This window comes from Pediococcus pentosaceus ATCC 25745 (genome assembly GCF_000014505.1).
GTDB classification, from domain to species: Bacteria; Bacillota; Bacilli; order Lactobacillales; family Lactobacillaceae; genus Pediococcus; species Pediococcus pentosaceus.
Window position 1 is genome coordinate 902,116 of sequence record NC_008525.1, and the last position, 19,137, is coordinate 921,252.

At 35.9% G+C, this 19,137-nt stretch carries 17 protein-coding genes; 11 read left to right on the top strand and 6 right to left on the bottom strand.

Annotated elements, in window-relative coordinates:
• Positions 1-128: 128 nt before the first annotated feature.
• The 5 genes from PEPE_RS04370 (at position 129) to PEPE_RS04390 (ending at position 2,675) form a co-directional block, all read left to right on the top strand.
• Positions 129-611 (top strand): QueT transporter family protein, encoded by a 483-nt coding sequence (locus PEPE_RS04370; RefSeq protein WP_011673329.1) that lies wholly within the window; start codon positions 129-131, stop codon positions 609-611.
• Between the two features lie 16 nt (positions 612-627).
• The gene (locus PEPE_RS04375) at positions 628-849 is read left to right on the top strand and encodes a DUF2829 domain-containing protein (RefSeq protein WP_011673330.1); all 222 of its coding nucleotides are present in this window, start codon (positions 628-630) and stop codon (positions 847-849) included.
• Positions 850-1,590, top strand: a complete 741-nt coding sequence (locus tag PEPE_RS04380) for a 3-oxoacyl-ACP reductase (RefSeq protein WP_011673331.1) — start codon at positions 850-852, stop codon at positions 1,588-1,590. It begins immediately after the preceding gene.
• Between the two features lie 123 nt (positions 1,591-1,713).
• Positions 1,714-2,235 carry a DUF4373 domain-containing protein gene (locus tag PEPE_RS04385; RefSeq protein ID WP_002833631.1) on the top strand — a complete coding sequence of 174 codons (522 nt, stop codon included), beginning with the start codon at positions 1,714-1,716 and terminating at the stop codon, positions 2,233-2,235.
• Positions 2,236-2,426: 191 nt separating this feature from the next.
• Positions 2,427-2,675 carry a GlsB/YeaQ/YmgE family stress response membrane protein gene (locus PEPE_RS04390; RefSeq protein ID WP_002833632.1) on the top strand — a complete coding sequence of 83 codons (249 nt, stop codon included), beginning with the start codon at positions 2,427-2,429 and terminating at the stop codon, positions 2,673-2,675.
• A 170-nt stretch (positions 2,676-2,845) separates the two neighbouring features.
• Here the strand turns inward: PEPE_RS04390 and PEPE_RS04395 are convergent, their stop codons facing one another.
• Together PEPE_RS04395 and lepA are read right to left on the bottom strand one after the other, a co-directional pair.
• Positions 2,846-3,646: a manganese catalase family protein gene (locus PEPE_RS04395; protein ID WP_002833633.1), complete on the bottom strand. Its 801-nt coding sequence runs from the start codon at positions 3,644-3,646 to the stop codon at positions 2,846-2,848.
• Between the two features lie 2,358 nt (positions 3,647-6,004).
• Complete coding sequence (gene lepA / locus PEPE_RS04400; RefSeq protein ID WP_002833634.1) at positions 6,005-7,846, bottom strand: translation elongation factor 4; 1,842 nt, start codon at positions 7,844-7,846, stop codon at positions 6,005-6,007.
• A 226-nt stretch (positions 7,847-8,072) separates the two neighbouring features.
• Here lepA and PEPE_RS04405 point away from each other — a divergent pair, with 226 nt between their 5' ends.
• Positions 8,073-8,681, top strand: a complete 609-nt coding sequence (locus PEPE_RS04405; protein ID WP_011673335.1) for a hypothetical protein — start codon at positions 8,073-8,075, stop codon at positions 8,679-8,681.
• 39 nt (positions 8,682-8,720) lie between these two features.
• Here the strand turns inward: PEPE_RS04405 and PEPE_RS04410 are convergent, their stop codons facing one another.
• Together PEPE_RS04410 and PEPE_RS04415 are read right to left on the bottom strand one after the other, a co-directional pair.
• Positions 8,721-9,821 (bottom strand): SLC13 family permease, encoded by a 1,101-nt coding sequence (locus PEPE_RS04410; protein WP_041526963.1) that lies wholly within the window; start codon positions 9,819-9,821, stop codon positions 8,721-8,723.
• Between the two features lie 88 nt (positions 9,822-9,909).
• On the bottom strand, positions 9,910-11,331 hold the full coding sequence (locus PEPE_RS04415) for a C69 family dipeptidase (protein ID WP_145992624.1): 1,422 nt from the start codon (positions 11,329-11,331) through the stop codon (positions 9,910-9,912).
• Between the two features lie 125 nt (positions 11,332-11,456).
• On the opposite strand from PEPE_RS04415, the gene PEPE_RS04420 reads away from it, so the two are divergent.
• On the top strand, positions 11,457-11,645 hold the full coding sequence (locus PEPE_RS04420) for a 2-hydroxymuconate tautomerase (protein ID WP_002833641.1): 189 nt from the start codon (positions 11,457-11,459) through the stop codon (positions 11,643-11,645).
• 47 nt (positions 11,646-11,692) lie between these two features.
• Here the strand turns inward: PEPE_RS04420 and PEPE_RS04425 are convergent, their stop codons facing one another.
• Positions 11,693-12,505 (bottom strand): Cof-type HAD-IIB family hydrolase, encoded by an 813-nt coding sequence (locus PEPE_RS04425; protein ID WP_011673338.1) that lies wholly within the window; start codon positions 12,503-12,505, stop codon positions 11,693-11,695.
• A 177-nt stretch (positions 12,506-12,682) separates the two neighbouring features.
• Here PEPE_RS04425 and PEPE_RS04430 point away from each other — a divergent pair, with 177 nt between their 5' ends.
• Together PEPE_RS04430 and PEPE_RS04435 are read left to right on the top strand one after the other, a co-directional pair.
• Positions 12,683-14,059, top strand: a complete 1,377-nt coding sequence (locus PEPE_RS04430) for an RsmB/NOP family class I SAM-dependent RNA methyltransferase (RefSeq protein WP_011673339.1) — start codon at positions 12,683-12,685, stop codon at positions 14,057-14,059.
• Between the two features lie 498 nt (positions 14,060-14,557).
• A complete protein-coding gene (locus PEPE_RS04435) occupies positions 14,558-15,511 on the top strand; it encodes a serine hydrolase (protein WP_011673340.1) in 954 nt (317 codons plus the stop codon).
• Positions 15,512-15,590: 79 nt separating this feature from the next.
• On the opposite strand, the gene PEPE_RS04440 is transcribed toward PEPE_RS04435, so the two are convergent.
• Entirely contained in the window at positions 15,591-17,024 is a 1,434-nt protein-coding gene (locus tag PEPE_RS04440; RefSeq protein ID WP_011673341.1) for a L,D-transpeptidase family protein, read from the bottom strand.
• 299 nt (positions 17,025-17,323) lie between these two features.
• Between PEPE_RS04440 and PEPE_RS04445 the strand changes: the two genes are divergently transcribed.
• Both PEPE_RS04445 and PEPE_RS04450 read left to right on the top strand, forming a co-directional pair.
• Positions 17,324-18,379 carry an LLM class flavin-dependent oxidoreductase gene (locus tag PEPE_RS04445; protein WP_011673342.1) on the top strand — a complete coding sequence of 352 codons (1,056 nt, stop codon included), beginning with the start codon at positions 17,324-17,326 and terminating at the stop codon, positions 18,377-18,379.
• A complete protein-coding gene (locus PEPE_RS04450) occupies positions 18,376-19,056 on the top strand; it encodes an NADPH-dependent F420 reductase (protein ID WP_029257941.1) in 681 nt (226 codons plus the stop codon). Before PEPE_RS04445 ends, PEPE_RS04450 begins: the two co-directional genes overlap by 4 nt.
• Positions 19,057-19,137: the final 81 nt, after the last annotated feature.

A 19,137-nucleotide genomic window follows, 5' to 3' on the forward strand; every position in this document is an offset into this window, starting at 1 on the left:
ACTAAAGATGACATTTGCTCAACTAAAAGCTAATATTAAAGGTGTTGGTATTAAATTTTATCTGATACTAACACACACGGTGGTTCGAAATATCCTCCCGCCTCAAACTAAAACTAGGAGAGTTACATATGCACAAGATTAATCGAAATATTTCCGCTACGGCTATCATAGCGGCTCTTTACGTGGCCATTACCCTTGCACTAGCACCTATCAGTTTTGGCGTAGTCCAACTACGACTTTCAGAAATGTTCAACCATTTGGCGGCGTTTAACAAACGCTATATTTTTGCAGTTACGTTAGGGGTCTTGATTGTGAATGTATTTAGTCCATTAGGGCCCATTGATATGCTTTTTGGTACGGCTGGAACCCTAATTGGAACAACGCTAACGTACTTTTGCACACGCAAAGTTACGTCATTGATTGGTAAATTTACCATTGCGACAATTTGCCAGTTACCGGGGATGTTACTGGTAGACTTAGAAATGCACTTATACAGCAATCTTCCCATGTTTCCGACTTATTGGATATTGGCTGCGGGTGAAATTGCCTCAATGGTAATAGGCGCGTTTTTTATCTACTTAATTTCTACTAAAGTTGACTTATATAAATAAAAAAGAGGTTGAATAAATGACTTTTGAAAAAATACTACCTATTTTAAAAAATAATGGTAAAGCAATTCGTGAACAGTGGGATAGCGATGAAGAATTTATCTTAGTAGTCAAAGATCAAAAATTTAATGGTGTTCCCGTAACTCCCTATATGTTAATTAAAACGACTAGCGAAGGCTATTCTAGCTTTGCACCTACCGTTTGTGACGTGTTGGCAGACGATTGGAAGGTCGTGGATTAATTGGTTAATTATCCTGAGTTAAAGAATAAGTATGTTTTACTTACAGGAGCTAATTCTGGCATTGGGCTTGCTCAAGCTCGCGAATTTTTGGGTCAAGGTGCAAAAGTAATCGGACTCGATTGCAATGTAGATCAAATGCAACAACTAAAAGCAATATATACGACCAATTTTGGTTATTACCAAGTGGATTTGACTGATGAAAAACAGTTAGATACGGTAATTGGTAAGATAAGTAAAGTAGACATTTTATTAAATACGGCTGGGGTACTTGACGATTATCAGCCAATTGAAACTACTTCGATCAATTTATGGCAGAAAATTCTGGCTACAAATGTTACAACAATGTTTAATGTAACTAAAAAGATTTTACCGCTGTTAGCTGAAGGTAGCGTTATTGTTAATATGGCTTCAATTGCTGGAATGGTTGCTGGCGGTGGTGGTATAGCTTACACAACGTCAAAACATGCCGTTATTGGATTTACTAAACAATTAGCACTAGATTTGGCTGAGCGAGGAATTCGAGTGAATGGCATTGCTCCAGGATGTATTGATACACCGATGAATGCAAAAGATTTTGCAAATGGTGGGGAGATGGCTAAGTCTGTCGCTAAAGAAGTGCCTATAAAACGCTGGGCTGGAGCTGAAGAAGTTGCCAGAGTTGCTACATTTTTAGCTAGTAATGGGGCAAGTTACTTACAGGGAACAATTATTCCTGTTGATGGTGGCTGGATCACAAAATAATTTAAAGCTTTTCAACTTTAGTTGGAAAGTTTTTTTGTTAAAAAGTATATTTTTAGTTTACATTTTAGCTTTTAAAACGTTACTAACTATGAGTACATCTTTTTAATCATAGGAGGTGCCTTAATGGCCAGACCAACAAAAGCGGGCTTAGATTATTTTCCATTTGACGTTGATTTTAATGTAAATGAAAAAACGGAAGCTATTATGGGAGAATTTGGAGCTAAAGGAGTTTTAACCACGATTTTTATCTTTTCAGCGATTTATAAAAGGGGATATTTTTTGGAGTGGACACCACTTGTTAAAAATAGCCTTGCAAATCGAATTGATGGAGTTAATAGTAAATTGGTAGAGCAGGTAGTTAACCGCTTGGTTGCTTACGGGACCTTTGATGAGGAACTGTTCAACTCGGCTAAGGTTTTGACAAGCTCACGTATTCAGACCACGTATTTAGAGGCGACTAAAAGAAGAAAAGCGCCAAGACCCACTCTATATTGGTTAGTCGATGAAATTGAGACCGAGATTAATGTTGTCATTAATCCACAAAGTAAAGGAAACAAAAATAAATTAAATCAAAGTAATAAAGACCTTAATTTAATTAAAGGCGGCTGTGTAAATGATCCAATTCCAATGGTAAAACTTACTTAAATTACTAATATGAGATAGAAAAATATTGAACAGCTTTAACACCGTTAGTAACAAAAAGAAACTTAAATGACAAACATCCAGCTTTTATTGTTATAAAATGAAAATTATAAGGCATAAGGCCTTTTACTTGTTTATATTATTTAGCTTTGATAACATTAATTTTACTTAGTTAGGGAAGGAGGCGTGAACAGATGGGACTTATTTGGACATTGATTGTAGGTGCTATTATTGGTGTTATTGCCGGGGCTCTTACAAGTAAAGACATGCCTGCTGGTTGGATTGGCAATATTGTTGCTGGTTTGGTTGGTTCTTGGCTAGGACAAAGCTTATTGGGTACTTGGGGACCTTCATTAGCTGGTATGGCTTTAATACCATCAATTATTGGCGCTGTTATTCTAGTAGCTATAGTTTCTTGGATTCTAAAAGCTACACATAAGTAATTAGCTATTTTATATAATATTTTGAGGATGATTCTAAATAGAATCGTCCTTTTTATTTGGATAAAAATTATGAATGATTAATTGTTAGAGCAAATTAAAAAGTACCTTAAAATTTATATTTCCTCCTGGACATAAATTTTAAGGTACTAGCTTATTAAAATTTTAATTATTTACCCTTGATCATTGTGTAATTTGGGGTCAGCAGGTTTAATATGTGGGATGCTACTCATAGCTTCAGGATTTTCTTGATATGTGAATTTTTCTCCATCTCTTGCGATTTGTCCCTCAAAAGCTTTTGAACCATCACCATCTGAAAAATTCATCAGAACATGACTAAATTCACTATGTTCAATGTCTTTCATATCACCAGGCACGATGACTCCATACTTCTCTTCAAGTTCTTCTTGTGCCTTCATAAATTGAAGTTGGTGTTGAGTTTCGCGGGCTAACAGGAACTTCAACATATCACGAATACCTTCATCTTCAGTCATAGAATAGAGTCGGCTGACTTGTAACCTAGCCTCTGATTCTCTGACGACATTAAATCGCATATCAGCAACTAAATTACCACTTGATGTTACATAGTCTGCATTCCATGCTGAGCCATTGGGATTATTTAGGCTAGCATTTAAACCATGAACTAGAGCGTGTTCTGGGTCCATACCTGCCATAGTTACTGCTAATGATGGATCTCTTTTTAAATCTTCAGCACTAAATGGTGCTTCTTCAAGTAAATATCCAATCATTGTTGAAATCATTTCAACATGAGCTATCTCTTCTGTACCAGTATCTAATAATAAATCTTTATATTTTTCATCACCAGTTGATGCCCAACCTTGCGAAAGATATGACATCATCCCTGTAGTTTCCCCCCATTGTCCACCAAGCGCCTCCTGTAAGCGTCTGGCCATGATTGGGTCTGGATGATTTGGTTTGGCATTGTATTGCAGTTTTCTTGTATGTTTAAACATAAAGACACCTCTTTCTTAAGTGAAAAACGAAGTTACATTATATAAAACAACATAGTACAGGAAGAAATATATCATGATTGTTTATTTAAACATAATAATATGTTTTGAAACATATATTCATAATGTTAGCGGGATTAAACGATTATTATTGAGGGACAGTATTAAGCTAAGATTTAAAATGTTTAGAAAATACGGTGAAGGATTTAATTAGAAATACTATTTTGGGGTATAAGTAAGACTTTATAAATTTTACAATATATTCAGATATCGGTTTTTTTAAATTAGATTTTTATAGAGATAAATTTTTAATTCCACTAACGGAATCGAACCGTTGCAAATCGCCAGAGTGGAAAAGTATTACTTTATATTGGACTACTCGTAACAGTTATTAGCATTCACTTCAACTATTTTTACTACTCATATTTAAAGGATTTAGTTGATTTAGTCAGAGATTAAAAAACAACGTATCAATTACGTTGTTTTAAATGATTATTATTGTCTTAGATTACACGAGGACATTCGTAAAAATCGAAGTTTGGTGAATCAAAGTCAGGACTATATGTACCATCGGATTCTTTTAAAAGTTTATAGTTTGATGATACTTTTAAATTACCGGGCGTTATTTCTGAAACTAATATTAATCCGTTTGAATATTCATGCCTAGCGTATAAACGATTTTTAGATCTATCGATAATATCTACTCGAGGCAACTCGTTCGGAGTATTTATATTCATTTTTGATGCACCTTCTCAAATAGATATTATACAAGAAAAGATAAAAATGTTTAGTAAAAAAGGTTATTACCAAGAAATTTATTTAATTGGAACTAAAGTAGTAATAAAAATACCGACTAATTTTTTATTTCTGTAACATAGCTCAATATATCCAAGTTTTTCAAGCGAAACTAAAGCTTCAACAAATGTTTGATTATCTAAATTAGAGCGTTGGCGAATTTTAGAAGGATCTACAATAGTAGGTCGTCTCGTATTAGAATTCTCGATTATAGTATGCAGTAAAACATTATAGTAATTGATTGTGAACACCTTCTTTAACTAGAGTATACATGAAATAAGTAAAAATGTAATAGATGACGTATTGTACTTAGGTCAACAATGAAGAGGCTTACAAAAATGAAGAGGAATGTAAAGGGAATACGCAACGAGAGAACAATCCTGATTGGTTATTTAACAAAAAACAAACTAAGATACACAAATACTTACGTAATGATTGTTTTAGGAGAAACTAATGATAATTAAACATTAATAAATATTACGAAGATAGTAAATTATATGTCGAGTCTTGGTTACAAATAGATTCTTTTAGAAGAACATATTGTTTTTCTAGAAGAAAAATAAAAATATCCTCGAATTAACTTCGAGAGTACCGCGTAATTTAAAGTTGTCACTTCGATCATTTATTTTCAGGTTTCGGAGTGGGTGGCAATCGATCGCAGTTTCGAATATATACGAACTCTGGAAACAAAACCTCCACGAGGCCCAACTTCGTGGAAAGTTCTAGCAGGCTTATTATCAGTTCTTGGTTTGATATTTTCTGACATTAGCTTCTCTTCAATACATTAGTTTTCTATAGTAGTTGTTCCTACAAAAAACTATCATGAAGAACGGTAGGAACAACTACTAAATATAATGCATACTCGGTCTCCTCTGAAATACATAATACTAGCGATACAATATAGAAAAATAATAAGTTATCTACGAACAGGATAGTCAATTTAAAATTGTGAAAATGTATAATGAAGGCAACAGATAGTAGAGTAAGTTTATAAAAGTTTTAAAACGAAAAAATAATTTAAAACCGTCCTGAACACGACGTTAGACCGCTCTTTTTTATGCTCAAAACATGTCAATGGCTTAAAACTTTACAAGGCAACCCAAACAAGACTAAAAAAGAATGGTCTATCATGACAGAAAATGCACGAAAAGGATAACAGAGTAGTGAGAAGAACAAGACACAAGTGAGGAATGATTTAACCGCTGAAACCAAGAAGCAATTGCAAGCAGAAAAACAAAACTTTGGGGGAATTAATAAGACTTAAGCGTGTGAACTATGAGCGTGATCAAAACATCAAGTAAAAGAACAACCTTAGAATGTAAACGAAAGCAGTATAAAAATAAGGTATGTTTCTATTAAAGGTATAGTAGCTGATTCAAAAGCACTTAAACTACAGGTGTAGGAAAAATAATCGATTACAAAATAAAAGCCTATCTAGTCAAATTAATGATTAGATAGGCTTTTTTGTTTTATATTTATTTTCTGCGAAAACATCTAAAAAATGAGTTATGCAGGAAATTCGCAGGAAAATTAACATTTATGGCATTTTTTCAAACTCAATAATCCTTATTTACCGCCTTTTCCCTCAGTATCAGTCTTCAAAACGGTCATGAAGGCTTCTTGAGGAACTTCAACTTTACCAACGGATTTCATTCGTTTCTTACCACGCTTTTGTTTATCCAGCAATTTAGCACGACGGTCAGGATCACCGGTGTGAATCTTGGAAGTAACATCTTTACGATAAGCTCGAATGTTGGTACGAGCAATGATTTTATTTCCAATTGCAGCTTGGACTGGAATTTCAAAGTTTCGACGAGGGATGATTTCTTTCAGACTAGCGGTAATTTCGTTACCCCGTTGTTGCGCGAAGTCACGATGAGAGATGAAACTCAAAGCATCCACTCGTTCGCCATTCAATAAGATATCAATCTTAACCAGGTCGCTAACTTTATATTCACCGAGTTCATAATCGAGCGAAGCATAACCACGAGTGCTAGACTTCAACTTATCAAAGAAATCAAAGATAATTTCTGAAAGGGGAAGGGCATACTTAACGTTCACTCGGTTTTCATCGATGTAATCCATTGTATCGAAAATTCCCCGACGGAATTGCGATAATTCCATTACAGCACCGACATATTCATTAGGGACCATAATACTAGCATTTACGTAAGGCTCTTTAATATTTTTAATGCTAGAAGCATCAGGCATTTCAGAAGGATTTTCAACAATCTTTTCAGACCCATCCGTCATTTCGACGCGGTAGGTAACTGATGGTGCCGTCGTGATTAAGTCGAGGTTGAATTCTCGTTCTAATCGTTCTTGAACCACGTCCATGTGAAGTAGACCTAAGAATCCGCAACGGAAACCAAAACCTAAGGCTTGCGAAGATTCAGGTTCAAATTCCAAGGCGGCATCATTTAGTTGTAGTTTTTCAAGTGCTTCACGTAAGTCATTATATTTAGCATTATCGGTAGGATATAGACCAGAATAAACCATTGGACTCATTTCACGATAACCTTCTAAAGGCTGCGCCGCAGGATTCTTGACCAATGTAACTGTATCACCAACACGAGTATCTTTGATGTCCTTAATGCTGGCCGTTAAGTAACCGACATCCCCAGCCATTAAAAAGTCACGCTTCAAAGGATCAGGAGAGTTAACACCCACTTCGTTAACCTCGTAAACTGAACCGCTATTCATCAACTTAATCTTATCGCCAGGTTTAACCATCCCTTCAAATAAACGAACACTCAAAACAACTCCACGATAATCATCGTATTTCGAGTCGAAAATTAATGCCTGTAAGGGAGCATCTAGGTCACCATCTGGAGCCGGGATTTTTTCAACGATTTGTTCTAGTAATTCGGGAATTCCGATGCCTTGTTTGGCACTAGCCATCACGGCGTCGCTGGCGTCTAAGCCAACTACATTTTCGATTTCATTTTTAACCCGTTCAGGATCTGCAGCAGGTAAGTCAATTTTATTAATAACTGGTACAATTTCCAAATCATCATCGATAGCAAGATAAACGTTAGCCAAAGTTTGTGCTTCCACTCCTTGAGCTGCATCGACCACTAAGACGGCGCCTTCACAGGCGGCCAAGCTACGAGATACTTCATAGGAGAAGTCTACGTGTCCTGGGGTATCGATTAAATGGAAAATATATTTTTCACCATCATTTGCTGTATAGTGTAATTCAACAGCATTTAATTTGATAGTAATTCCACGTTCACGTTCAAGATCCATGGTATCCAGTAATTGATTTTGCATATCGCGCTTAGCAACCGTTTCTGTTAGTTCAAGAATTCGGTCGGCTAACGTGGATTTTCCATGATCTATATGGGCCACAATTGAGAAGTTTCGAATGTGGGCTTGACGATCTTGTAAATCTTTATATTCGTTCATAATAATTTCCTTTTCATAAGTAGTCACTGTATTAAATTATATCAGACCAAACCTTAAAGGTTAAACTAAGCTAAAAAATATTGTAAAAATATATCAATTCATTTTTTTGTTAACCGAACTATAAAATATAGTACCGGTTGAGGTTTCTCGGATTATAAATATGCTAAAATAGTAATATGAATTTTTCAGAAATTTAATTTTTAAGTTACAGCGGGGGAGTAAGGTCATGCCTGAAAAAAATCAGCCGGCAGTTGATACGCAGTCAAGTTCTGCACCAGTAACTAGTAGTTCTAAACCAGTAACTAATAATTCTTCAACATCAACTAAACCGAATAATAGTGGAGCCACCAATTCTAATACAAGCACCTCGGCGAGTCACCAAGCTAGTTCATCAGTGTCAACTAATAGCAACCATGATAAAGCGAGTTCGCAAACTAATAGCGAGTCTAGTGCCAAATCTGATAGTACATCTAAGGCTAGTTCACGAGTAAGTAGTAAGCAAAGTACTTATTATTACTACGTTAAACCTAATAGAGCAACTAATTCTTATGATAATTATAATAGCGATGATAGTGATGACACGGACGAAGAAGATTCTTCATCGAGCAGCAGTAAGAGCAGTTCGGAAGAAAAAGTTCATAAAGCTAAAAAAAGTCGGATTATTACTACAATTAAATCTGATTCAAATAGTGGTTCAGATATTGAATATCGAAATAGCCATGGTGGAATGATGACTTTCTTAGTAGTTTTGATTCTACTAGTTGGCGGCTATTTTATTTGGAAAAAACGACGTCAAAAACGTCCAACTAGCATTGGTAGACATCAAAAAAAGTAAAATAAAACCTCAAAATTTATAAATTTTGAGGTTTTTTATTTATCCAAAAAAGACAATTAATACCCGACCGACTAGGCCTAAAAGTACCAAACCGACCAAATTTAAAATTGAAAAACGTAACATGAAAGGCTCTGAGTGACGAATACGGAATTGTTTGTAGGCTAACAAATTAGCTAGTGAAGCCACTAGAGTTCCTAATCCACCAATATTAACGCCCAAAAAGAGAGGATAAACGTCATTAGTGAACTTGGAAAGGAGAATGGTGGCAGGTACGTTACTAATAATTTGACTACTAAAAATTGAACTAAGATAGATTGAAGTACTGGATTGTAGTAATTGATGCAGGGTCTGTGTAAGAATCGGATAGCGGCTTAGATTACCCGCTGCCATAAAAAAGAACAGGAAGGTGATTAATAAGCCATAATCTACTTTATCGAACACGTTATGATTAATTAACAGTCCTAAACCAATTGCACTAATGAGCATAACCTCAAGAGGCAAGATGGAGAAGACTCCTAACAAGACGATCACGGTAACCAACCCAGCAATGATGGTTTGTTTAAGATTAATTGCAGGAACGTTAATAGTCACACCATGAAGTGGGGTTTTAGGGACTAAAAGCAAGCAACTAGCTAAAAATAAAAGACTGGTTAAACTGATTGCTAGAGCCATTGTCAACATCTGGATAATGCTCAAATGATAGTAGTTTAGAATAAAGAGATTTTGCGGATTACCCATAGGAGTCAACATACTTCCTAAATTAGCTGCCATGGTAATTAAAATAGTAGGGATAACCAATTTTAGGTGTGCTTTTTCGCTGATAATAAATAAAAGTGGTAGTAAGGTAATAATCGCGACATCGTTGGTTAACAACATGGCACTGAAAAAAGATAGTAAAACCAACATCCCTACAATTTGGCGAGTGTTGGTGGCTTTTTGAATTAATACACTAGCGGCAAAACTTAATAAATGGAGTTCTTCATAGCATTTAACCACCACCATTAAAGCAAATAGAGCAAAAATGGTTTTCCAATTAATGTCACCTAACTGTAAAGGGCTTAGCAGACAACTAACTAAAAATACGCCCAAGGCAATCCACATGATTTTGTCATGCACAAGTTTATTTATAATAATGTCCAACTCCAGTTCATCGAGGTAATGTAATTTTAATCAGATTTAATTTAAAAACATAAAAAGCGCCTCAGAAGAGACGCTCCTAAACGATTGATTAAAGTTCTTCATTGTGTTGGTAATATAATGGTGATAAGTCGGTTGACTTAGTAATTAAGTTGGCACTTAAGGCTTGAAAAGCCTGAATTGCTGTAGCGCTAATTTCGTTTCCAGCTTGATTTAATAATTCTTCTAGGGCGGTTGTATCGGATAATTCTAAAGCTCGTTGTTCAAAATCATGCAGTTGATTCCGCATTTGAATGTTAACTTTTGAACGAGTTGTATTTAACTCTTTTACGAACTCCTTATAATGCGCATCGGTTAAGACACCAGCCAGTTTGAAAACCCAATAGGCAGAGTCGGCAGTGTAAACTTTAGCTCCATGATGATACATTTCAGGCGTTTCCGACATCCCTGCAAAAAACGGCACATATACACTTTGAGCCGCAACCCCCATGGCTAACCAATGGATTCCACCAACTTCAATAGGTTGATTAGGCTTAATTTGTAAGATGTGAGACTCTTGAGTAGCTGGAAGACTAATAGGACGGAAACGATGTTTTTCAGCTTCTGAGCCTGTTCCAACTGGGTTATATGGCGTTCCTTCATAATGAGAACTTAAAATTTGTTGGACATCTTCAATTTGAATTAATCGGCTGGCCTTACGAATAAATGGTAAGTCATGGCTAACTGGACTTTGGATAATTTCTGGATTAAGAATCCGCTGTCCTTCCCAAACACGAGGAGTGTTGTAATATTCATCAGAAAGATCATTTAAACCAAAAATGTTTCTGAAATTAAAACTGGTTGGGTTGGGATTTAAATGATGCATTGCAACAAATTGTTTAAGATCAGCCTTAAACATAAAGTTTTCTGGATCTTCAAAATCAACTTCTTGGATAGAAAGTTGGTTAGAAACTACCGCATAACTATCATCTGGAATCCGTTGTGCAACCCACTGGTGTCCACCTGCAGTCTCCATATACCAAACTTCATTAGCGTCGGAGAAAAGAATTCCATTAGTCTCGTTGGTACCATATTTTTCAATAATAGCGCCGAGGTATTTCACACCTTCCCGAGCAGATTTGATATAGGGCAAAGTAACTGTAACCATTGCCTCTTCACCAATTCCATTTTCAACTAAGGGATCATAACCGAGGACTCGATTATTAGTGTAGGCACTCTCGGTGGCACTCATTGCTACCCCATATTCATTGATACCATCTTCTTCAAATAAGCCGAATTCAGTGGTCCATTCCGGAGTGGCGGTATATTTTCCTCGCACTGGGGGAAGGGGCATCGTAAATTGGTTATCACTAGATTTAAATTCAGTATTAGCTGCTTCATCATGAGGATGAACGGTAAAATGCTTGGGCCAAGCTGATTTAGCATCTTCATTTCTCGCAATGATGGTTGATCCATCAGCCGTAGCTGCTTTACCAGCTAAAAAACTTGTACATGCAGAATATTTATTGTCGATAATAAGGACCTTCTTCCGTAAATTACTTAATCATAGTTTATCACACAGAAAAGTACTTTGAATTATTTCTGTTTCATGAGAATATATATATGGGTTTAAATGGATAATTTAAGGAGGAAATAAAGATGCCATTAATTCATATTGATTTAATCGAAGGTCGGAATGAAGACCAACTTCGTGGACTAGTTAAAGACGTTACCGCAGCCGTCGTTAAAAACACGGGGGCTCCAGCAGAACACGTGCATGTTGTGCTAAATGAAATGTCAAAAAATCATTATTCGGTTGCCGGAACTTTAAAGAGCGACGAAAAATAATAAAAAAACTTCAAAATCAACTGAAAGATCAGTGATTTTGAAGTTTTTTACTCGGCTAAACCGAGATATTCATTGAGATACTTTGCAACACCATCTTCGGTATTATCAAATTCAGTAATATCATTAGCAATTCCTTTAATTTGGTCCGTAGCATTTTTCATTGCCACTCCACGGCCAACATAATCTAGCATTTCAGCATCGTTATGTTCATCTCCAAAGGCAATTGTATCCCGTCGATCAATATGATAGTAATCTGCTAAGTAGGCCACCGCCTTGGCTTTCTGAATACCTTTAGAAACGATTTCCAGAACACTTTGGGGTCCGCCCCAAACGCCGACAGTAATATATTCCCCATAATAGTGTAGTAATTGATTTTTAACTTTTTGAGCACTATTAGGTTCCACTAAAATCGTAATTGAAGTTGGATTAGTTCTTAACGTTTTTTCGGTTAAAATTTGGTCATTGGAAATTTCATGAGGAAAAAATTCAAATGAAGCGGGAGCCGCATGATCCGCAAAAAATGAATCTTTACTTTCAACCGCAAGTAATTGAATACCGTAGTCATCTTTATGCTTCATCAGATCGTAGACGACCGCTTTGTTGATGGTTCTGGAATATTCACCATCCCATTTTTGGTGAGGAATATGTGTTAAAGCCCCATTAAAATTCGCCATCGGCGTTTTAAGGCTAAGTTCATCGTAAATATCGCGAGCCATGCGATAAGGTCGTCCCGTAACAATGGAAACGATGTGTCCAGCTGCCGTGGCATTTTTGATAGTTTTAATGGTTTGAGGTGAGAGTTGACTACTTGAATTTAAGGTGGTGCCATCTAAATCAAGAGTGATTAATTTTTGATGCATTTGATCGCTCCTTTTACTATTTTCTGTATTACTTATAAGTTAACATGGTTAAATTTAAAAAACTAGAGTACTTTAGGAAGTTAAATGAATTGTTAAGGTGGCTCAACCCGTTTTTTTTCTGTATAATTAAGTCCAGTTTTATGGCGAATGAATAAAGAATAGAAGGAATATTTAAAAATGCAACTACCAGTTGATTTTAAGGAAAAATATGAAAAATTACTTGGGGATCAAGCCGAAGCTTTTTTAGCGAGCTTCGATAATCCTGTTCAAAAGGGATTTCGGATTAATCCGCTTAAATATCACGGACATCTTCATGAACATGCAATGCAACAATCTGTGGGTTATTCAGCTTGGGGCTATTTTGGTAAAGTACGTGGGAAAACCATCGATCATCAAAGTGGACTGGTTTACAGCCAGGAACCAAGTGCCATGCTGGTCGGTGAATTTGCCCATCCTAAACCAGGTCAAAAAGTGTTAGATTTGTGCGCCGCACCAGGTGGAAAGACTACTTATTTAGCTAGTTTCATGGATCAACAAGGGTTATTAGTTTCTAATGAAATCAATCGAGGCCGAGCTAAAATCTTGGCTGAGAACGTTGAACGCTTTGGTATTCAGAATGCGGTGATTTTAAATGAGTCACCTGATCGAATGGAAGATCGTTTTGCCAATTATTTCGATGTGATTGTGGTGGATGCGCCTTGTTCTGGGGAAGGAATGTTTAGAAAAGATCCTGCAGCCATGGAATATTGGAATAAAGATTACCCATCTGAGTGCGCTAATCGCCAAAGAGAAATTTTAAAGAGCGCGATGAAGATGTTGGCCCCTAAGGGAACTTTAGTTTATTCGACGTGTACCTTTGCTCCTGAAGAAGATGAACAAATTATCGCTTGGTTATTAGATAACTACGAAAATCTAGCATTGGTGGATGTCCCTAAACAAGATGACATGGATGCAGGGCGTCCGGAGTGGGCCGACGGCAATCCAGAACTAACCAAGGCGGTACGTTTATTCCCTCATCATTTTCAGGGTGAAGGACATTTTATGGCAAAACTGGTCAATCACGGGATGGAGACGCCCACTGAAAAGCCCCGAGCTAAGAAGAAAAAGAAACAATCAAGTAATTCAAAGTCCCTAAACAAGACCCAGGTGAAATTGTGGGAGACTTTTGCTAAAGCGTTTTTGAAAGATTCAAATTATTTCGATTTAGCTCATTTAATGGTTCAAAAAGATCGCTTATATTATCAAAGTGAGCGTTTAGATTTAGAAGGATTAAGGTATATCAAGCCTGGATTAGAGCTGGGAGAATTTAAGAAAAATCGTTTTGAACCCAGCCAGAGCCTTTTAATGGCCCTCCCCGTTGATGAATTCCAACAAGTTGTTAAAATTACAGCTGAGGAGTGGCGTCAATATGTACATGGCGACGTTCTGTCGACAACTACTGCTGGTAAAGGTTGGGTAGCCGTAGCTGTAGATGACACAGTGGTTGGACCTGGTAAGTTAGTACAAGGTACGGTTAAAAACTTCTATCCCAAAGGGTTACGGATGAACTTTTGATTTACTAAAGTGAATAAAAATTAATTTAAAAAATGATCTCTAGAATTAGGACTGGTTAAGCTAATTTTAGGGCTCTTTTTTATTTTTAGCTTTTTAAGATAATACTTTGAAAAACAAATCTCACAATAAAAACGGGGATGAATCGTAATTTAATGCTAGGATGGTTAAGTAAACGGTATAGTTAGGTGCTGAATGAGTAGTTGATTATTTTTTTTATTAAAAAGGGGATATATTACAAAAATGTTTAATTGGTTCAAACTAAATGGTTACAGCATTAGTGTTGCTCTTTTAGTTAGTTTTATTTTAATAATAAAAGTTTATTTAGACTGGGGAATCTTAATTATTACTGGATCAATTTTCATTATCGTAGGTCTTCAAAGGTTTAGATAAGTGCTAAAAAATTATTTACACTAATCGGGTATATAGTTATAATGTACTGATGTTATATCCGATAAAGTGAGAAGAGTAAATTTAAAGTAGCGAGGCTATACGATACCTATGGTTGAGGAATTGAAAAAGCTATTTAATAATCGAGGGTTGGTTCTATTTTTATTAGAAGCACTCTTGGTACTGATTGTGATAGTATCGATAATACTAGAAGCAGTAAAAATCAATGACATTCATACTGTTAATGCAATGCGCAGTGACTTTATCGCAAAGCAAAAAAAGGAAGAACGTGCATTTAGTCGTGCCGAAAGAAATCTTATTAAAAAAACTAAAGAAACTACGCCTAAGGTCAATGATGAGAAAGTTTTAAACGGACGGTTAAGTCCTTATCTTGAAAATACTGATGCAGAAGTATCCGTCGCGGTCTATTCAAAAAAGAATAACCGTATTTATCAAACAACTAATAGTAAAAGAACCACTTATCCTTCTGCTAGTATTATTAAAGCCGATTTTTTAGTAGAACTTTTGCATCAGAAACATAAAGCTGGTCAGAGTCTAGATGTTAACGAACAAGCTGTGATCCAAAAGATGATGGAGTATAGTGACAACGATGCGGCTACTAATGTTTATAATCAAATTGGTGGGTATAGTGGCTTAGCTAGGTACTTTAGTAATGTTGGAATGGATGGATCGGTAGCTTTGACCACTGGATGGGCGTTGACGGCTACGACACCGCTTGATCAAATTAAAACACTTAATATAATTTTTTATCAAAGCAATTATATTAGTGATACTTCAAGAAGTTATATTGAATATTTGATGGGTCATGTAGCTGAAGACCAAAACTGGGGGATATCAGTCGGTTCTAAGCATTTTTGTTTGAAAAATGGTTGGAAGCAAATGCCAAATGGTAAATGGATTATTAATAGTATGGGACAGATTGGAACTGGTCAGAATAGCTGTACGATTGCGATAATGTCTACTGGAAATAAAACCGAACAAAGTGGAGAAAAATTAGTGGAAGATCTCACTAAGGCGGTTAGTAGCGAACTAAAAATTAAATAAAAAATAAAAGAAGGACGTCCTTTAGGGATGTCCTTCTTTTATTTTTTATATGTTTAATTGGAGATAGATTCCAAACGGATTAACCTTGTCCATAGATAATTACTGGTTCATCTACGGTTGTTTTTTGATATAGTTTCACCATATCCTTAGGTGGAACGTTGATACAACCGTTAGAGCCATGATTGTAACGCTGACTAGGATTACCAAATACAGAGGCTTGTACCCATGGAGCGGAATGAATAAATATCCCGTCATCGGTTAAATTGTCTGCTTGTGGCACGTAAGATTTATAAGGTTCTCCATTTTTTTCATAACCTCGCATAGTTATAGGCGCAATTTTGAATTTAATGAAATAAGCGCCTGTTGGGGTAGCAATATTAATTTTGGGAGATCCAGTGTTAATCCGAATTTTTTGCGCCACTGTTTGATTTTGTACTAAATATAGTCGTTCATGCGTTAAATCTATTTCGATATGATCGGAATTAGCTATTTTTTTATGCCAATTTTTTTGATTTAGCGTTTGATTAGCCTGATTGAAGTTTTTAGCTGAAACATTATTTTTTCCTGCCAGTAAACTTTGGATAAGATGTTGTGCTTCACTATCCGTATTTAAACTCCAACCTAGAGTGCCCTCAGCGTTACTAAAAGATACCTGTTTGCCTTGGACTGTTGTAAAGGTTAAATTTTGTGCTCCAGAAAGCGTGTATTTATGGTTAAAACGCTTAATGAATTTATAGGCGGGCTTTAAGTCGATTGATGGACCATCTTTACTAATCGTTCCATTTTCTATTAAATCACTTACTTGACCAGTAATTTGGTGTCCTTTAGCTCGAAACGTAAACTGCTTTTTTAATAGTAATCTGATTTTTTTAGCCGTGGTTTTTCCACTCCATGTTTCAGAAAGTAATGGGGCAGTGATTTCAACGTGTTTATTAGGTGTATTTAAAAGTTTATCACTAACTTTTTCCACGGTCTGATTTACCGATATCTGATTACCAGAGTGAGCGGACAATAAAGAAACTTTTCCATCTTGGATCATTACTTTTCCATTTTGTGGCATGGTCCGTGAAGCATTAATTGCTTCTAAATGTTTTTGTAAAGACGGTTGATCTGTTTTTATAGCAGAAAGCAGGGCGCTTTTTTTATATAAAGTTAAAGCTTTAAATTCTTTGGTACTATGGTTAATCGACCACCATAGTCGATTCCTTTGTTCAGTTAGTCGATACTTCAATTGCGTTTCATAATCGGTAACTGGAATGTTATTAAACTTTTTACTAGCTAACACCTTCTTGTTTTGGGGATCGTTAATAGTATAACTTGGCGTCACCCGTTGGTTCTCAATTTTTTTAACTGCCTCTTGATAATTGAGGTGGCTAATATTGATATTATCAATCGTGGTATTTGTCCAAAAATGTGTCGATTGATAATAGAGTTGTTGAATTATTAGAATACCTAATATTAAGCAAGCTATTCCTAGTCTCCATGCTAGTTTACGTTTCTTATTAATTTGCATTTTATTGGCTTCTTTCTATTTCACTTTTATTTCATAAATATTACATCAATGTTACATTTTTGTGAAGCAGTTATTACGAAATCCTTGATAAATTTTTAAAATTAATTAATACGTAAATGCTTTAGAAGGACATAAAACTATTATTTAAATGCAAAAATTAAAATAACGTTTATTAAATATTTACAAGTACTATGGCAATATGACTTAAGTTTATCAGCATTAAATGTTGCTTTTTTGCGACAAATGTATTAATCTAACTTTATTAACTTACAAAAAGTAAGTAAATGGAGGGATTAATCATGGTAAACGTAGATAAATTAGAATTTGGAATTGAAACTTTTGGTGATATTGTTGCCAATGAAGATGGTAGTTTAAAATCAGCCGCTGAATCGATTCGACAAATTGTTCACGAAGGCGAAATTGCTGATAAGTATGGAATCGATGTGATTGGAGTCGGTGAACATCATCGCCCTGATTACAGTGTGTCTAGTCCTGAAACTGTCTTGGCTGCAATCGCATCCGTAACTCAAAAGATCAAACTAGCTACAGCCGTAACAGTCTTAAGTTCGGATGATCCTGTTCGAGTTTATGAACGTTTTGCCACACTGGATGGCTTATCTAATGGACGAGCACAAGTGATGCTTGGTCGGGGTTCCTTTACCGAATCATTTCCTTTATTTGGATATGATTTAACTGATTATGATGATTTGTTCAATGAAAAACTAGAACTATTTGATAAATTACGTACAGAAAAAGCCGTAACATGGTCGGGAAAATTCCGAGCAGCTTTAAAGGAGCAGGAAGTTTATCCTAAGACAGAGAGGGGTAAGCTGGAAACTTATATTGGAATTGGTGGCTCTCCTGAATCGATTATTCGTGCCGCTCGGTTTGGTTATAAAGTTATAATTGCCATTATCGGCGGCCAAGCTGATCGATTCAAACCGTATATTGATTTGTATCACAAAGCTAACCAAAAATTTGGGACTCCAGATCTACCAATTGCGGTTCACTCTCATGGATTTGTTGCAGATGACAATCATGAAGCCGTTGAAGTAGCTTTTAAAAATATTAAAGCGAATTTTGATCGAATCGGACTTACCCGTGGTTGGGCTCCTATGAGTCGTGAACAATTTGATAGTGAAACTAAAGTTGGTTCATTTTATGTGGGTGATCCTGAAACGGTTGCGCAACGAATTGCTCGGACCATAGATTTACTTAATTTAGGTCGCTTTGACTTAGTGTATGGTGCTGGTAATCAGACCGCTGCACAACGTGAGCGTATGATTGAACTATATGCCACAAAAGTCATCCCTAGAGTTAAAGAGATTTTAAAAAGCAAAGGGGGCGCAGAATAATGACCATTAAACGAGTCGGAATTTTAGGTGCCGGTAAAGTGGGGATTGTTTTAGCTGGGTTAGCCTTAAAGGCCGGCTATGAAGTACGAATTTCAGGGTCAGGTTCAGTTGATAAAATTGATTTAACAATTAGTACTCTGGTTCCAGGCGCCATTGCTTCTGAAAATGCCGAAGTGGTCGCTAATAGTGACATTATCATTTTAGCAATTCCACTAAGCCGTTATAAAAATATCGATCCTACGTTACTTAAAGGTAAATTAGTGATTGATGCGATGAACTACTGGTGGGAAACGGATGGCATTCGCGAGGAGGTCCTAGATCCAACCTTAACTTCTAGTGAGCAAGTTCAAAACTACTTTAAGGACAGTACTATTGTCAAAACGTTTAATCATATGGGATACCACAATCTTCAAGAAGAGGCTTTACCAAAAGGTGACCCTAAACGCAAGGCTTTGTTCGTTACGGGTGATAATCATGCAGCTGTTGATGAAGTAACAAAATTTGTTGATTCAATGGGATTTGACCAAGTGGTTCATTATAAGCTCACTGATGGAATTATGACTGAACCTGGTAGTCCACTGTTTGGGGCTAGTCTAAAATATCAAGAATTAAAACAAATTATTGATAATTTTGACCATACTGACTTTGGACGTAAAATTAGTAGTACTTTGAATTGAAAAAACTACCTTGAATAAATTTCAAGGTAGTTTTTTATATATCTTCCTGATAAGTCTGTTAAAGTAATAATTATTTTTAAT

Coding starts and splice junctions, on each gene's coding strand:
- PEPE_RS04370 (WP_011673329.1), top strand. CDS start 129: ATGCACAAGATTAATCGAAATATTTCCGCTACGGCTATCATAGCGGCT.
- PEPE_RS04375 (WP_011673330.1), top strand. CDS start 628: ATGACTTTTGAAAAAATACTACCTATTTTAAAAAATAATGGTAAAGCA.
- PEPE_RS04385 (WP_002833631.1), top strand. CDS start 1,714: ATGGCCAGACCAACAAAAGCGGGCTTAGATTATTTTCCATTTGACGTT.
- PEPE_RS04390 (WP_002833632.1), top strand. CDS start 2,427: ATGGGACTTATTTGGACATTGATTGTAGGTGCTATTATTGGTGTTATT.
- PEPE_RS04395 (WP_002833633.1), bottom strand. CDS start 3,646: ATGTTTAAACATACAAGAAAACTGCAATACAATGCCAAACCAAATCAT.
- lepA (WP_002833634.1), bottom strand. CDS start 7,846: ATGAACGAATATAAAGATTTACAAGATCGTCAAGCCCACATTCGAAAC.
- PEPE_RS04405 (WP_011673335.1), top strand. CDS start 8,073: ATGCCTGAAAAAAATCAGCCGGCAGTTGATACGCAGTCAAGTTCTGCA.
- PEPE_RS04420 (WP_002833641.1), top strand. CDS start 11,457: ATGCCATTAATTCATATTGATTTAATCGAAGGTCGGAATGAAGACCAA.
- PEPE_RS04425 (WP_011673338.1), bottom strand. CDS start 12,505: ATGCATCAAAAATTAATCACTCTTGATTTAGATGGCACCACCTTAAAT.
- PEPE_RS04430 (WP_011673339.1), top strand. CDS start 12,683: ATGCAACTACCAGTTGATTTTAAGGAAAAATATGAAAAATTACTTGGG.
- PEPE_RS04435 (WP_011673340.1), top strand. CDS start 14,558: ATGGTTGAGGAATTGAAAAAGCTATTTAATAATCGAGGGTTGGTTCTA.
- PEPE_RS04440 (WP_011673341.1), bottom strand. CDS start 17,024: ATGCAAATTAATAAGAAACGTAAACTAGCATGGAGACTAGGAATAGCT.
- PEPE_RS04445 (WP_011673342.1), top strand. CDS start 17,324: ATGGTAAACGTAGATAAATTAGAATTTGGAATTGAAACTTTTGGTGAT.